Origin of the sequence: Sphingomonas caeni (assembly GCF_026013415.1) — a bacterium.
GTDB classification, from domain to species: Bacteria; Pseudomonadota; Alphaproteobacteria; order Sphingomonadales; family Sphingomonadaceae; genus Sphingomonas; species Sphingomonas caeni.
This window is the reverse complement of record NZ_JAPDOK010000001.1, coordinates 117935-132026: the sequence shown is the minus strand read 5'-3', so window position 1 is coordinate 132026 and position 14092 is coordinate 117935. Positions and strand designations below refer to the sequence as shown.

The 14092-nt window shown below is 67.2% G+C and carries 18 protein-coding genes; 15 read left to right on the top strand and 3 right to left on the bottom strand.

All coding sequences use genetic code 11. From position 1 onward, the window contains the following. Window positions 1–41 precede the first annotated feature (41 nt). The 3 genes from OF829_RS00665 to OF829_RS00655 form a co-directional block, all read right to left on the bottom strand. On the bottom strand, window positions 42–581 hold the full coding sequence (locus OF829_RS00665; RefSeq protein WP_264938019.1) for an outer membrane protein: 540 nt from the start codon (window positions 579–581) through the stop codon (window positions 42–44). Between the two features lie 204 nt (window positions 582–785). Then, the gene (locus tag OF829_RS00660) at window positions 786–1148 is read right to left on the bottom strand and encodes an outer membrane protein (RefSeq protein ID WP_264938018.1); all 363 of its coding nucleotides are present in this window, start codon (window positions 1146–1148) and stop codon (window positions 786–788) included. Beyond that, complete coding sequence (locus OF829_RS00655) at window positions 1145–1324, bottom strand: hypothetical protein (protein WP_264938017.1); 180 nt, start codon at window positions 1322–1324, stop codon at window positions 1145–1147. The genes OF829_RS00660 and OF829_RS00655 overlap by 4 nt, the downstream gene beginning before the upstream one ends. Before the next feature lie 238 nt (window positions 1325–1562). Here OF829_RS00655 and OF829_RS00650 point away from each other — a divergent pair, with 238 nt between their 5' ends. The 15 genes from OF829_RS00650 to OF829_RS00580 all read left to right on the top strand — a co-directional run bounded on the left by OF829_RS00650 (window position 1563) and on the right by OF829_RS00580 (window position 14080). Further along, window positions 1563–2270 carry a CoA transferase subunit A gene (locus OF829_RS00650; RefSeq protein WP_264938016.1) on the top strand — a complete coding sequence of 236 codons (708 nt, stop codon included), beginning with the start codon at window positions 1563–1565 and terminating at the stop codon, window positions 2268–2270. Continuing rightward, on the top strand, window positions 2270–3391 hold the full coding sequence (locus tag OF829_RS00645) for a 5'-nucleotidase, lipoprotein e(P4) family (protein WP_264938015.1): 1122 nt from the start codon (window positions 2270–2272) through the stop codon (window positions 3389–3391). The genes OF829_RS00650 and OF829_RS00645 overlap by 1 nt, the downstream gene beginning before the upstream one ends. Window positions 3392–3407: 16 nt before the next feature. Further along, the gene (locus tag OF829_RS00640; protein WP_264938014.1) at window positions 3408–4055 is read left to right on the top strand and encodes a CoA transferase subunit B; all 648 of its coding nucleotides are present in this window, start codon (window positions 3408–3410) and stop codon (window positions 4053–4055) included. A gap of 103 nt (window positions 4056–4158) precedes the next feature. Next, window positions 4159–5370 carry a hypothetical protein gene (locus OF829_RS00635; protein ID WP_264938013.1) on the top strand — a complete coding sequence of 404 codons (1212 nt, stop codon included), beginning with the start codon at window positions 4159–4161 and terminating at the stop codon, window positions 5368–5370. Between the two features lie 49 nt (window positions 5371–5419). Beyond that, entirely contained in the window at window positions 5420–6103 is a 684-nt protein-coding gene (locus OF829_RS00630) for a ferritin-like domain-containing protein (protein ID WP_264938012.1), read from the top strand. Between the two features lie 205 nt (window positions 6104–6308). After that, window positions 6309–7268, top strand: coding sequence for an NAD-dependent epimerase/dehydratase family protein (locus tag OF829_RS00625; protein WP_264938011.1), 960 nt, complete (start codon window positions 6309–6311; stop codon window positions 7266–7268). A 42-nt stretch (window positions 7269–7310) separates the two neighbouring features. After that, on the top strand, window positions 7311–8141 hold the full coding sequence (locus OF829_RS00620) for a cytochrome c (RefSeq protein WP_264938010.1): 831 nt from the start codon (window positions 7311–7313) through the stop codon (window positions 8139–8141). 66 nt (window positions 8142–8207) lie between these two features. Next, window positions 8208–9647 (top strand): 3-isopropylmalate dehydratase large subunit, encoded by a 1440-nt coding sequence (gene leuC / locus OF829_RS00615; protein ID WP_406701382.1) that lies wholly within the window; start codon window positions 8208–8210, stop codon window positions 9645–9647. A gap of 31 nt (window positions 9648–9678) precedes the next feature. Further along, window positions 9679–9840: a hypothetical protein gene (locus OF829_RS00610; protein ID WP_264938009.1), complete on the top strand. Its 162-nt coding sequence runs from the start codon at window positions 9679–9681 to the stop codon at window positions 9838–9840. 196 nt (window positions 9841–10036) lie between these two features. After that, complete coding sequence (gene leuD, locus OF829_RS00605) at window positions 10037–10666, top strand: 3-isopropylmalate dehydratase small subunit (RefSeq protein WP_264938780.1); 630 nt, start codon at window positions 10037–10039, stop codon at window positions 10664–10666. Then, window positions 10629–11624, top strand: a complete 996-nt coding sequence (locus OF829_RS00600) for an NADPH:quinone oxidoreductase family protein (RefSeq protein ID WP_264938008.1) — start codon at window positions 10629–10631, stop codon at window positions 11622–11624. The genes leuD and OF829_RS00600 overlap by 38 nt, the downstream gene beginning before the upstream one ends. A 192-nt stretch (window positions 11625–11816) precedes the next feature. Next, window positions 11817–12140, top strand: coding sequence for a DUF1476 domain-containing protein (locus OF829_RS00595; RefSeq protein WP_264938007.1), 324 nt, complete (start codon window positions 11817–11819; stop codon window positions 12138–12140). Between the two features lies 1 nt (window position 12141). Beyond that, complete coding sequence (locus tag OF829_RS00590; protein WP_264938006.1) at window positions 12142–12381, top strand: BolA family protein; 240 nt, start codon at window positions 12142–12144, stop codon at window positions 12379–12381. 5 nt (window positions 12382–12386) lie between these two features. Then, entirely contained in the window at window positions 12387–12719 is a 333-nt protein-coding gene (gene grxD / locus OF829_RS00585) for a Grx4 family monothiol glutaredoxin (RefSeq protein WP_264938005.1), read from the top strand. A gap of 83 nt (window positions 12720–12802) precedes the next feature. Then, window positions 12803–14080 carry a glycosyltransferase gene (locus OF829_RS00580; protein ID WP_264938004.1) on the top strand — a complete coding sequence of 426 codons (1278 nt, stop codon included), beginning with the start codon at window positions 12803–12805 and terminating at the stop codon, window positions 14078–14080. Window positions 14081–14092: the final 12 nt, after the last annotated feature.

The following is a 14092-nucleotide window of genomic DNA, read 5'->3' as shown; positions in this document are numbered from 1 at the left end:
GCGGCGCCGGGGCACCGCGCGGTCCTGTCGTCAGGGCAGACTTAGAACCAGTAGCCGACGCCGACCACGCCCTGGTGGCGATCGAAGCCCTGCTCATAGTTCGAGTAGCGATACTCGATCTTGGCGTAGAAATGCTCGCCCACGACGGTTTGCGCGCCGACGCCGACGCGGACGCCGTCGAAATCGTCGGAGGTGACGACGGTGCCGGCGACCGTGCCCTTGATGCGGGCGTTGGTGTAGCCGCCCTTGACGTACAGCAGCGTGCGGCCGCCGACCGGCATGCCGATCCGGCCACCGGCATAGAAGTCGCGCCCGCCTTCGGCGCAGGAGGTGCCGATGCACTCCTTGGTCGACGTCAGATCGGCCTCACCCTCGGCGCCCACGATGACGCCGCCGAGATCGAAATCAAAGCCCGCGGCAACGCCGTAGATCGCGCCGCTTTCGTCCTCGTCACCGTCGCTGACCTGATCGAGGCCCCCGACCAGTTCGACATGGCCGCCGGTGAAGTCGCCCTGCTCCTGCGCGAAGGCGGGCGTCGCCATCGTTGCGAGCGCCAGAGCGGTAAGTGCCAAAATACGCATCGTTCATTCCCCACAGCGTTTTATGTTGCCGGCCAAAGGCCTGGTTGTGCGGATCCGATGTCCGCGACGCCGTTACTTTGGGACGCCGTCAGCCGATGCACGATTTGATCCGGACCGGTGGATTCAGTGCGCGTGTTGCCGATATGCATCACCAGAAGGTGCGGGGGTTGCCGCGCGGCGCCGGGGGCCGCGCGGCTTCCACGATCAGAAGCGCAAGCCCACCCCGACCGTGCCCTGATGCTTGTGCGCGTTGGCCTCATATTCCGAGTAGCGATATTCGGCGCGGACAAAGGCCCGGCCGCTGACATTGGTCTCGACGCCGCCGCCGACGCGGAAGCCGTCGAGCGTTTCCGTGCCGACCGCCAGGGGAACACGCGCGTTGGTGTAGCCGCCCTTGGCGTAGAGCATCGTGTTGCCGCCGACGACATAGCCGATACGTCCGCCGGCATAGAGATCGCGGCCCGAGCCATGGCAGACATTGCCGGCGCAGCGCTCGGTGGTCGATGCCGCGGCTTCGCCCTCGAGGCCGAAGACGAGATTGCCGGCCTGGTGACCGTAACCGATCACCCCGCCCGCGAACGCGCCTTCATGCCGGCGCTGGTGGTGCCGGCCTCCTCCATGCCGCCGATCACCGCAACATAGGGGCCTTCGAACGTCTTCTCGGCATTGCCGCCGGTTTCCTGGGCGAGCGCGGGGGTTGCGGCCATCGCCATCGCGAAGGCCGCCGCTGTCAGAATGCGCATGTGAATCAATTCCTTGGCTGTTGTCGTAACGCGGGCGTTTCGGCCCGGGGACCGTTTCGGCGGGCTATGCGGCGGAACCATGAGGGAATAAGGGTTTCTACGGAGGTGCGGGCCCATTTGCCGCCAAGGTTCGCCCCATCCGGGGCAGCTGCCACAAAGTTGAACCGCCATTCAGGTTCGCTTGACCGCCCCCTGCGCGCCCGACTATCGCGTGGGCAATCAGGAGACTCGGCGACCTATGAAAAAGCTGTACCCGAACGCCGCGGCAGCGCTGGAAGGGCTGCTGTTCGACGGCATGACCTTGTGCGCGGGCGGCTTCGGCCTGTGCGGCATCCCCGAGCGGCTGATCGACGCGATCGAGGCCTCGGGCGTCAAGGACCTGACCATCGCCAGCAACAATGCGGGCATCGACGGCGAGGGGCTCGGCAAGCTGCTGCGCACGCGGCAGGTGAAGAAGATGATCTCGTCCTATGTCGGTGAGAACAAGGAGTTCGAGCGGCAATATCTCAGCGGAGAACTCGAGGTCGAATTCTGCCCCCAGGGCACGCTCGCCGAGCGCTGCCGTGCGGGCGGGGCGGGGATCCCGGGCTTCTATACCAAGACCGGCGTCGGCACCCAGGTGGCCGAGGGCAAGGAATCGAAGCTCTTCGATGGCGAGGAATATATCCTCGAACGCGGCATCCGCGCCGACCTGGCGATCATCAAGGGCTGGAAGGCGGACGAGAGCGGCAACCTGATTTTCCGCAAGACCGCGCGCAATTTCAACCAGCCCATGGCGACGGCGGGGCGGATCTGTGTCGCCGAAGTGGAGGAAGTGGTGCCCGTTGGCGCGCTCGATCCCGACGCGATCCATTTGCCGGGCATCTATGTGAAGCGGATGATCGTGGGGTCCCCCTATGACAAGAAGATCGAGTTCCGCATGACGCGCGCGCGGGAAACCGCGTGATGCGGCGCAAGGCGGCCCTTGCCGCGATGATGCTGGGCGCGATGCCGATGCTGTCGGGCTGCATCGCTGCGGCGGTCGCGGTGCCGCTCGCGGCGGGTGGGGCGGTCGCGCGCAAGCGGCTGAGCGGCAGCGACGAGCGCGCTTCCGAGCGGCAGCGTCCGGCCGGTCAGCCGGGGCCACAGGCGACGCCGACCCCGGTCGCCGGGGTCGAGCCGTTCCGCATCGTCGGCGTGGTCAACGGGCCGATGCCGACCCCGGGCGCTCCGCTGCCCCCCGCGCCCGGCGAGGAAGCGCCGCGCAACCCGCCCGCAGGCATGCAATATCTCTATGGCTCGGGCGAGGCCGCCGCGCTCAGCCTCCAGGCCTATCAGCAGCTGTGGAGCTTCCTCTCGGCGCGCGCGCAGGACCGCAAGGCACAGCTCGAGATCCGCGGCGCGGTGCTCTCGAAGGAAGGCTCGCTCGAGGTGCCGCGCTTCATGCCGTGCGGGAAGAAGCCGCTCGCGGTGGTCTTCGACATCGACGAGACGGTGATCCTCAATCTCGGCTATGAGGCCGACGACGCGCAGCGCACCGGTCCCTATGACGACCGCCGCTGGAAGCGCTGGGAATCCACTGGCGCCGAGAAGGTCGCGCCCGTCCCCGGCGCGGTCGAGACGATCGAGGGGGCGCGGCGCGCCGGGATCGTGGTGGTGTTCAACTCGAACCGGTCCGAGGCCAATGCGGCGCAGACGATCGCGGCGCTCGAACATGCCGGGCTGGGCACGCCCAAGCTCGGCGAGACGCTCTGGCTGCGCGGCGACGGGCCCAATTCGAGCGGCAAGGACGCCCGCCGCTGGGAGATCGGCGCCAAATATTGCGTCGTGGCGCTGGTCGGCGATCAGCTGGGCGACTTCACCGACCTGTTCAATCCGGGCGGCGTGCCCGTGCCGATCCGCCGCAACATGGCGAGCCAGACGATGATCGCGGCGATGTGGGGCAATGGATGGTTCATGCTGCCCAACCCGGTCTACGGCACCGGGCTCCACGGCGATCTCGACGACGTCTTCCCGCAGGACAAGCGCTGGACCGATCCGGGCGAAGCGCCGTCGCCCGCACCTGTACCGACCGCGACCCCGCAATGACCGGAGAGCAGAACTGATGGCCTGGACCCGCGACGAAATGGCGGCGCGCGCTGCGCGCGAGCTGGAGGACGGCTATTATGTCAATCTGGGGATCGGCATCCCCACGCTGGTTGCGAACCATATCCCGCCGGGCGTCGAGGTGACGCTCCAGTCGGAGAACGGGATGCTGGGCATCGGGCCCTTCCCGTACGAGGACGAGATCGATCCGGACCTGATCAACGCGGGCAAGCAGACGATCAGCGAGCTGCCCAGTTCGGTCTATTTCGGTTCGGAGCAGAGCTTCGCGATGATCCGCGGCGGGCATATCGACCTGACCGTGCTCGGCGCGATGGAGATCAGCGAGGGCGGCGACATCGCCAACTGGATGATCCCGGGCAAGATGATCAAGGGCATGGGCGGCGCGATGGATCTGGTCGCGGGCGTCAAGAAGATCATCGTGGTGATGGAGCATAATTCGAAGAACGGCGACCCCAAGTTCGTGCCCGCCTGCACCCTGCCGCTCACCGGCAAGAATGTGGTCGACATGATCATCACCGATCTCGCCGTGTTCCAGCGGCCCGACCACCAGTCGCCCTTCCGGCTGATCGAGCTGGCGCCGGGGGTGACCGAGGAAGAGGTCGCGGCCAAGACCACGGCGAAATACGAGGCGCTGGCGAGCGCCTGATCCGAGGGGCGTGACGGCCGTCACGCGCGGCGCGCCGTTCCCGGCCTATCCATCCGCAACACGCCGGCGCGGCCCGTGCCGGCACCAAAGTGCGGAGCGCGACATGGCGGACGGCGAACCGACGGCGAAGAAGGTCGAGGATATCAGGCGCGGCGCGCTCGATTCGGCGGGATACCGGATCGTCAGCGTCTATTCGTACAACCCGCCCGTCTATGCGATCTATCGCACCAGCGAGCGGCTGATCGTGCAGTTTTCCGACGATGCCGCCGAGGCGCAGAAGCAGCGGCAGCGGATCAGTCCGCTCGCGCCGATGCGGGGGCAGGTCAACGCGCTGATCGACGGATGGCGCAAGGCGGGGCTGGCCAAGGCCGAGGCGGAGACCAAGGCCGAGCGGGACGAGGCGAAGTTCCTCGAGGACCCGGTCAATGGCGGTTGGGTGCTGCGCTGGCGCGGCGCGGCGCAATCGGACGCCAACGGCTTCAAGCGCGCGTGCGAATATGACCGACGGGTGGCCGACGCGCTGATCACCGTGCTCGATTGTGACGATGGCGATGCCAAGGCGCTGGAAACCGCGCAGACGCTGCTCGCCCAGGTCAAGAACGATATCCTCGCCGAGCGGACCGCGATCGCGCGGATCAACTATGTGCGCTGGGCGCTGATGCTGGTGGGCGGGATGATCCTGACGACGACCCTGCTCGCCGGTCCCGTGGTCCGCTTCGTCCATGCCTTTCCGCCGAGCATCTGGCCGGTCTGGACCGCGATTGCCGGCGGATCGCTCGGCGCCTTTTTCTCGGCGGCGGTCGCGCTGAAGGGGCGGACGCTGGCGATCGACCTGCAGTGGCGCGAGAATCTGGTCGATATCACGCTCCGCATCCTGATCGGCGCGGTTGCGGGCGGCGTCTTCTATGCGCTGCTGCGGAGCGGCTTCGTGTCGGTCAAGCTCATCGACGTGAACACCCTCACGCCCGGGGACCACAGGCCGCCCTATAGCGATTTCAACGTGTTCATGACCGGCTTCCTCGCCGGGTTCATCGAGCGGCTGGTGCCGCAGCTGCTCAACGACACCAATATCGGGACCCCGGAACCGGCGGGCAAGGACACGCCGACCAGTTCACCGCCGGGTGGGGGCGGCAAGGGCGATGCGGAAGCGAAGGGGGGCAAGGACGAGGGAAAATCCGACGACAAGGGCGCGGGACAAAAGGGCGGCGCCGCGCCGACTCGCGGCCCCGGATCGGGCAGCGGCGGCGCCGCTCCCGCGGGCCCGGCCCAGCCACCCGTCGCGCCGCCGGCTGACCCCACCGGCGGCACCGGATGACTGATCTGCGTGTTTGACGCTGGGTCGCCCGAGGGGTAACTCAACGCGCATGTTCGCCGCTTTCCGCCGCCGCTATCTGGACCTGCTGGCGTCGATCTACATTTATAACGAGCATCGCGGCTATACGAGCATCGACCGGGTGCTCGAGGCGGTACGTGCGCGCGAACCGGACAATCACCAGCTGATCGCCGATATCGAGCGGCACCGCGCCGACGAGCGCAAGCATTATGTGATGTTCAAGCGCTGGTTCGAGCTGAAGGGCGTGATGCCGCTGCACGTCGACCGGACCTGCGGCCATATCGACCGCTTCGTCGAGATCATCTTTCGCACCACCATCGACAATCTCGACACGAAGCGCGTGATCGCCGAGGACGCCCAGTTCGAGAAGCTCTGCCGGGTGATCTCGCTGACCGAGCAGCGCGGGTTCAAGCAGGTCGAGATATTGCTCAAGCACCCGCTGGTGCGCGACGACAAGGTGATGATGAAGATCTTCCAGGTCATTCACAAGGACGAGCCCAGCCATTGGGCGCCCTATGACGGCTGGCTGAGGGCGAACGGCAAGCGCGAGCCCAGATGGTGGGAGCGGGCGATCGACACCTTCATCCATTCGGAACTGCTGTTCCTCAAGCTGCCGGTGCTGTTCCTCAACCCATGGGTCAAGCGCCGGGTGGACTGGGCGGACGCGCACGATCCGGCCGAGACGCTGGCCTCGCCGATCCCGGCCGCCGCATAGCAAGAAGGCCGGGCCCCAGGTCTCGACCCGGGGCCCGGCCTCCAATGTCCTCAGCTCCATCATGCTCGGCGCGCGCCCCGCTTGCCTCAGCATGTTCAACTCGGACCGTGGCCGCTATGTGCCCCGGCATCCGGTTTCGGGCAATTGAGTCGAACTACGATGAGTCATCGTACGGACGAGTCGAACTACGTGAGTCGAACTACGTATGCGGGTGTTGCTGACAGGATCGTCGGGCTGGCTGGGCCGCTTTCTCGCGCCGATGCTGCGCGGGGCGGGGCATGAGGTGACGGGGCTCGACGTCGCGCCGGGGGCGGATACGCAGGTGATCGGATCGGTCGCGGATCGCGCGCTGATCGAGCGGGTGTTCGGCGAGAAGGGCATCGAGGCGGTGATCCATGGCGGGGCGCTGCACAAGCCCGATATCGTCCGCTATCGGCCCCAGGCGTTCATCGACGTCAATGTCTCGGGCACGCTCAATCTGCTCGAGGCGGCGCAGGCCGCGGGGCATGACCGGTTCGTCTTCACCTCGACCACCTCGCTGATGATCTCGTCGGCGATCCGCGAGGAGAAGGGCGCGGCGGCGGTGTGGCTGACCGAGGAATCGGGGCCGCTGCGGCCGCGCAACATCTATGGCGTCACCAAGCTCGCGGCGGAGAAGCTCTGCAGCCTCGCGCATCAGGATGCGGGGCTGGCGTGCATGGTGCTGCGGACCGCGCGCTTCTTTCCCGAGGAGGACGATACGCACCGCAGCCTTTCGGGCACCAACATGAAGGCCAATGAGTTCCTCAACCGGCGGCTGACCGTCGAGGACGCCGCGCGCGCGCACCTGGCCGCGCTGGAAAGGGCGCCGGAGATCGGTTTCGCCACCTTCATCCTCTCCGCGCCGACGCCCTTTGCGCCGGAGGAATGCGTAGAACTCAAGGCCGATGCCCGCGCGGTGATCGCCCGCCATTTCCCCGATGCCGCGGAGCTCTATGCGCGGCGGGGATGGGAGCTGCCGAAGAGCATCGGGCGGGTCTATGATCCGGGGCTCGCCGAGCAGATGATGGGATTTCGCTGCGAGACGGGCTTCGCCGAGGTGCTGGCGGCACTCCGTTCCGGCGCCCCGATGCCGTTCGCGCATGACGCCAGCTATGTGAGTCCCAAGGAAGTGGCGGGCGCGTAACGAGTCTGGCATAAGCCCGCAAAAATCGGGGAGAATCGCGCCATGTTCAAACGGATAGCGCTCGCGGTCGCGGGGATTTTAGTCTTGGGGGTCGTGGTCCTCTACGGCGCCTCCGAATGGATGATCCGCGCGAAGCATGACGTCGCGCTCACCTCCATCGCCGTCCCCAAGGACGCCGCCTCGATCGAGGAAGGCGGCCGGCTCGCCACGATCTTCGGGTGCCGCGGCTGCCATGGCCCCAATTCGGAAGGCCGGGTCTGGGATAACCCGCCCTGGTTCGTCGCCTCGATCGCGCCGCCGGGGATCGCGCGCAGGATCGCCGACTATTCGGACGCCGAACTGCTCCGGCTGATCCGCCACGGCGTGAAGCGCGACGGCACCAGCCTGTTCGTGATGCCCACCGTGTCGCACCGCTTCATCGCCGATGACGACGCCGGCAGGCTGATCGCCTGGCTGCGTACGCTCAAGCCCGGACCGAACGATGTGACCCAGCCGATGCGCTACGGCCCGCTCGGCCGGTTCGCGTTGCTGACCGGCGGGGTCAAGCCGAGCTTCCAGGCCGACACCGTCGCGCCACGCACGCGCCCCACCGCGATCGGCCAATATTATTTCGACGCGGTCTGCTCCGAATGCCACAAGCTCGGCACGCCAAACACGACCGAGAGCGGTCAGGTCGCGCCGGCGCTCGCGCCGATGGCGGCAGGCTATAGCCCCGAGGCGTTCCGCAAGCTGCTGCGCACCGGCGTGGGGCTGAAGCCGGGCGACCTCGGGCTGATGACCGAAGTGCCCAAGGAAGCAACGCACGCCATGTCCGATGCGGAGATCGCCGCGACGCACGACTATCTGCGCGGCGAGGCGGCGAAGCAGAAATAGCTGCGCTTGATACGGCCCAATCGCACGTCGGCTTGCCCCGGCGCGCGATTGGGGTAGAGCGCGCTGATGGCAAAGCCGCTGACCCTGTATGAAAAGATCTGGGCCGATCATGTCGTCGAGCGCCGCGACGACGGCACCTGCCTGATCTATATCGACCGCCACCTTGTCCATGAGGTGACCAGCCCCCAGGCGTTCGAGGGGCTGCGCGTCGCGGGGCGCAAGGTGCGCCGGCCCGATCTGACGCTGGCGGTGCCCGACCACAACCTGCCGACCACCGCGCGCGTCGATGCCCTGGGTGCGATGCTGCCGATAGCGGACCCCGAGAGCGCCAACCAGCTTTCGACGCTACGCGCGAACGTGGTTGAATTCGGCGTGCCCTATATCGACGCGCTCGATGCGCGTCAGGGAATCGTCCATGTCGTGGGGCCGGAGCAGGGCTTCACGCTCCCCGGCACCACGCTCGTCTGCGGCGACAGCCATACCTCGGCGCATGGCGCGCTGGGGGCGCTGGCGTTCGGGATCGGCACCAGCGAGGTCGAGCATGTCCTTGCGACGCAGACGCTGTTGCTGAGCCCCTCGAAGACGATGGAGGTCCGCGTCGACGGAACGCTGGGCTTCGGCGTGGGACCGAAGGACGTCGTCCTCGCGATCATCGGCAAGATCGGCGCGGCGGGCGGCACCGGCTATGTCATCGAATATACAGGCGAAGTGATCCGGGCGATGTCGATCGAGGGGCGACTGACCGTCTCGAACATGTCGATCGAGGGCGGCGCGCGTGCCGGCCTGATCGCGCCTGACGAGAAGACGTTCGACTATCTCGAGCGCCGCCCGATGGCGCCGAGCGGTGAGGATTGGGAGCGCGCGGTCGCCTATTGGCGCACGCTGCCGACCGATGCCGGCGCCGTGTACGATCGGGTCGTCACGCTCGACGCCGGCGATATCGCCCCCTCGCTCACCTGGGGGACGAGCCCCGAGGATGTCGTGCCGATCACGGGCGTCGTGCCCGATCCGGAGAGCTTCGCCGACCCCTCCAAGCGCGTCGCGGCGCAGAAGTCGCTCGATTATATGGGGCTGACGCCGGGCACCGCGATGCGGGATGTCGCGATCGAGCATGTCTTCATCGGATCGTGCACCAACTCGCGGATCGAAGACCTGCGCGCCGCCGCCGCGGTGGTCGAGGGGCGGCACGTCGCCGACGGAATCCGCCAGGCGCTGATCGTGCCCGGATCGGGACTGGTCAAGCGCCAGGCCGAGGCCGAAGGGCTCGACCGCATTTTCATTCAGGCGGGATTCCAATGGCGTGAGCCCGGTTGCTCGATGTGCCTGGCAATGAATCCCGATAAAGTACCGTCAGGCGAACGTTGTGCTTCCACCTCGAACCGGAATTTTGTAGGAAGACAGGGTCCGGGAGCACGGACGCACCTGGTGTCGCCGGCCATGGCGGCAGCGGCTGCTGTAACAGGGCGGCTGACCGACGTCAGGGAGCTGATGACTCCCGATAAATGACGCGGCGGGCGTGAGTATCGGGGGATGCGTGATGAAGCGGGCATTGATCGCGTTGGTTGCGGGTACGGTATTGAGCGGCCTCGCCGCTGCCTATGCCGCGACGGTTCCCCATCTCGCCAGCAGCGACGAAGCCCAGCCCAGCCAGCCCGCCCCCGCCAAGGCCAAGCCGTCCAAGCTCGCCGCGACCGATTGACCGCCCCCTATTTCAGGCCCGTTCGTGCTGAGTAGCGACTGAGCTTGTCGAAGGCGCGTATCGAAGCGCCGTTGGACCCGCCAAAACTGTCCTTCGATACGCCATTTCGATACGCGGCTTCGCCGCTACTCAATGGCTACTCAGGACGAACGGAGGTGGCTAAGGTGACCGCCAAGCTTCCCGGAGTAACCCGTTGATGGATCCCGTCCGCATCGTCGAAGGCCGCGCCTATCCCTGGGGCGCGAAGAATATCGACACCGACATCATCATTCCCGCGCATTGGCTCAAGACGATCACGCGCACGGGCCTGGCGAAGGGCGCGTTCGAGACGGTGCGCGCGGTCGAGGGGAATATCTTCGACGATCCGCGCTATGCCGGTTCGCCGATCCTGATCGCCGGCGACAATTTCGGCTGCGGGTCGAGCCGCGAGCACGCCGCCTGGGCGCTGGCGGACATGGGCGTGAAGGCGGTGATCGCGCCGAGCTTTTCGGACATCTTCTCGGGCAATGCGTTCAAGAACGGGATCGTGCCGGTGGTGCTGCCGCAGGAGGCGATCGACCGGCTGGTTGAGGTCGCGCAGGACAGCGAGGTGACCGTCGATCTCGAGACGATGACCGTTACCACCCCCTTCCAGGACCGCTTCCCGTTCGAGTTGGACTCGTTCCGCCGCGATTGCCTGATGCAGGGGCTGGACGAGGTCGGCCTGACACTGGCAAGGGATACCGCGATTTCGAAATATGAATCGGGCGTCGCTCAAGATCGTCCGTGGATCGCGGTAGGGAGCGGACATGAAGGCTTTGCTGTCGAAGGCGCCGGGCGGACCTGAAACCCTAAGTCTGGAGGAGCTGCCCGATCCGGTGCCCGGCAGGGGGCAGGTGCTGGTCGCAGTCAAGGCCTGTTCGATCAACTTCCCCGACGTGCTGATCATCGAGGACAAATATCAGCTTCGCCCCGAGCGCCCCTTTGCGCCGGGCAGCGAAGTCGCGGGCGTGGTCGAGGCGGTGGGCGAGGGCGTCACCGGCTGGGCGCCGGGCGACCGGGTGGTCGCGACCACCGGCTATGGCGGGCTGGTCGAGAAGATCCTGGTGGGCGCCGACCGGCTGTTCCGCCTGCCCGAAGAGCGTAGTTTCGAGGACGGTTCGGCGCTGCTGCTGACCTATGCGACGACGATCCATGCCTTGGTCGATCGCGGGCATTTGAAGGCGGGGCAGACCTTGCTGGTGCTGGGTGCCGCGGGCGGGGTAGGGCTGGCGGCGATCGAACTGGGCAAGGCGTTCGGGGCGCGCGTGGTCGCCGCCGTGTCGAGCGAGGCCAAGGCCGAGGCGGCCAAGGCGGCGGGCGCGGACGTGACGTTGGTCTATGGCCGTGCGCCGTTCGACAAGGATGCGAGCAAGGCGCTTGCCGACCAGTTCAAGGCTGCGTGCGGCCCCGCAGGCGCGGATGTGATCTACGATCCGGTCGGCGGCGACTATGCCGAGCCGGCGCTGCGATCGATCGCGTGGGAGGGGCGCTATCTGGTGGTGGGCTTCCCGGCGGGCATCCCCAGGCTGCCGCTCAACCTGACCCTGCTCAAGAGCTGCGACGTGTGCGGCGTCTTCTGGGGCGCCTTCGCGATGCGCGATCCGGCCGCGAACCAGCGCCATGTCGAGCATCTCTTCCGGCTGTGGGAAGAGGGCAAGATCGCCCCGCGGGTGACCGAGACGTTCGACTTCGCCGATGGCGGCAAGGCGATCGCCAAGATGGCCGCGAGGGATGCGATCGGGAAGCTGGTGGTGCGGATCTAATTCCTCCCCCGGCACGGGGAGGGGGTACCGCCGCGAAGCGGTGGTGGAGGGGCTGTCCGGGAGCGTACCGCTTGTGGCAAGCCCCCTCCGTCGCGCTGCGCGCGCCAACTCCCCGTTCCGGGGAGGATTGGCAGGTTGCCACAGCCACTCCCCCTTCCTATCTCGGACGAAACGATAGCCCAGGGGTAGCGCATGACCAGTTTCGACGATCGCGAGAAGGCATTCGAGGCGAAGTTCGTCCGCGACGAGGAAATGGCGTTCCGCGTGACCGCGCGGCGCAACCGGCTGCTCGGGCAATGGGCCGCGCTGCAGATGGGCCTGACTCCCGAAGAGACCGACGCCTATGCCAAGGCGGTCGTCCAGGCCGATTTCGAGGACTCGGGCGATGACGACGTAATCCGCAAGCTCCTGGGCGACCTGCTCGCCGCGGGAGTCGAGACCGACGAGGGCACGGTGCGCCAGGCGCTCGAGGCCAAGACGGTCGAGGCGCGCCGCCAGCTGATGGAATCGCAATAACATGCCGATGGCCGCCGACGAGATCGAGGCGCTGATCAAGTCCGGCATCCCCGATGCCCGGGTCGAGATCACCGACCTGGCCGGCGACGGCGATCATTATGCCGCGCGCGTGGTGAGCCCCAGCTTCAGGGGGCTGCCGCGGGTGCGCCAGCACCAGGCGGTCTATGCCGCATTGGGCGGCCGGATGGGTGGGGTACTGCACGCGCTGCAGCTCACCACCGAGGCCCCCGCAGAGGAGTGAGTGACGTGACCGAGGATGTGAACGCCCGCCTGCAGGGCCTGGTCGATTCGAACGACGTGCTGCTGTTCATGAAGGGCAGCCCGCTCTTCCCGCAATGCGGCTTTTCGAGCCGTGCGGTGGCGATCCTCAACCATCTGGGGGTCGAATTCGAGAGCGTCGACGTGCTCCAGGACCAGGACGTCCGCCAGGGGATCAAGGCCTTTTCGGACTGGCCGACCATCCCCCAGCTCTATGTCGGCGGCGAATTTGTCGGCGGATCGGACATCATGATGGAGATGTACGAGTCGGGCGAGTTGGCGCAGCTTTTCGCGGACAAGGGCGTTTCAAACGCCGAGTAACGATGTCCGGAGTGCATCATGATTGCATCCAATCCTCCCACGAAGGGAGTTCCGCACCGGAATAACAATTTCCGGAGTGCGTGATGTTTGTGTCCAATGTTTCCGCCGCGTCGGCGGGAACCTGTGCCTATGGCGGCCATGAACTTCTGGTCTGCGATCTCACCCAGAGCTGGTCTTCCACCGCGGGCGGCGGGATCAGCACCTATCTGCGCCGCAAGGCGGCCTATGTGCTCGATCGCACGCCCCACCGGCTGATCCAGATCGTTCCGGGCGCCGAGGACCGGGTGACCGAGAAGGGCCGCCATACGCTGATCGAGGTGGGCGCGCCGCGGGTGCCGGGCAGCCCGCATTACCGCTTCATCCTGCGGATGGGCGCGGTGAGCGAGGTGCTGGCGCGCTACCGGCCCGACGTGATCGAATCGCTTTGTCCCTGGCTGCTGCCCTGGGCGGCGGTGAAGCATCGCCGCGCCTTTCCCGAGACGGCGCTGGTCGCGGGATACCGGACCGATTTCCCCAACGCGCATATCCACCGGGTCGGCCGGTCGTTGTTCGGCGAGGGGGCCGCGCGGATGCTGCGCGACGCTGCCCATGGCTATGCCCGCAAGCTCTATCGCGAGTTCGACTGGGTCTACACGCTCGGCCAGCCGCAGCGCGCGCAGCTTGCCCGGCTGGGCATCACCCATACGCGGGTGATGCCGCTCGGGACCGATCTGGCGCTGTTCACCCCGGACAGGCGCGATCCCGGCTATCGTGCCGCGCTCGGACTGCCGGGCGAGGGGCCTTTGCTCGTCTATGCGGGCCGGCTCGACAACGAGAAGCGCGCGGATATGCTCGCAGCGATGTTCCGCAAGCTGCCGCCCGAACTGGGCGCGGCGATGGTGATGATCGGCGACGGCAAGCTGCGCGAGCAGCTCGCCGGGGAGATGCAGGGGCTGCCGGTCGCCTTTCCGGGCTTCGAGAAGGACCGCGCGGGGCTGGCCCGGGCGCTGGCCTCGAGCGACATCTATGTCTCGGGCATGGCCGACGAGACCTTCGGCATCTCGGTGATCGAGGCGCAGGCGGCGGGGCTGCCCGTGGTCGGCGTGGCGAGCGGGGCGATGCCCGAGCGCGTCCCCGCAGGGCTCGGCTATCTGGGTCCGGCCGGCGACGCCGATGCGATGGCGGCGAACGTGCTGCGGGTCTGGCGCGAAGGGCCGGCCGTCATTGGTGCGAGGGCACGCGCGCACGCCGAGCGGTTCGACTGGGAAAATAGCTTCGACCGGCTGTTCCACGAGATCTACCCCGCCGCGATGGTGCGGCGGAACCGGCGGCTGACGGATCGCTGCCCGTGGAAGCTCAGCGAGACGTCGCTGGCGCGTTAGGGGCGGTTTGTC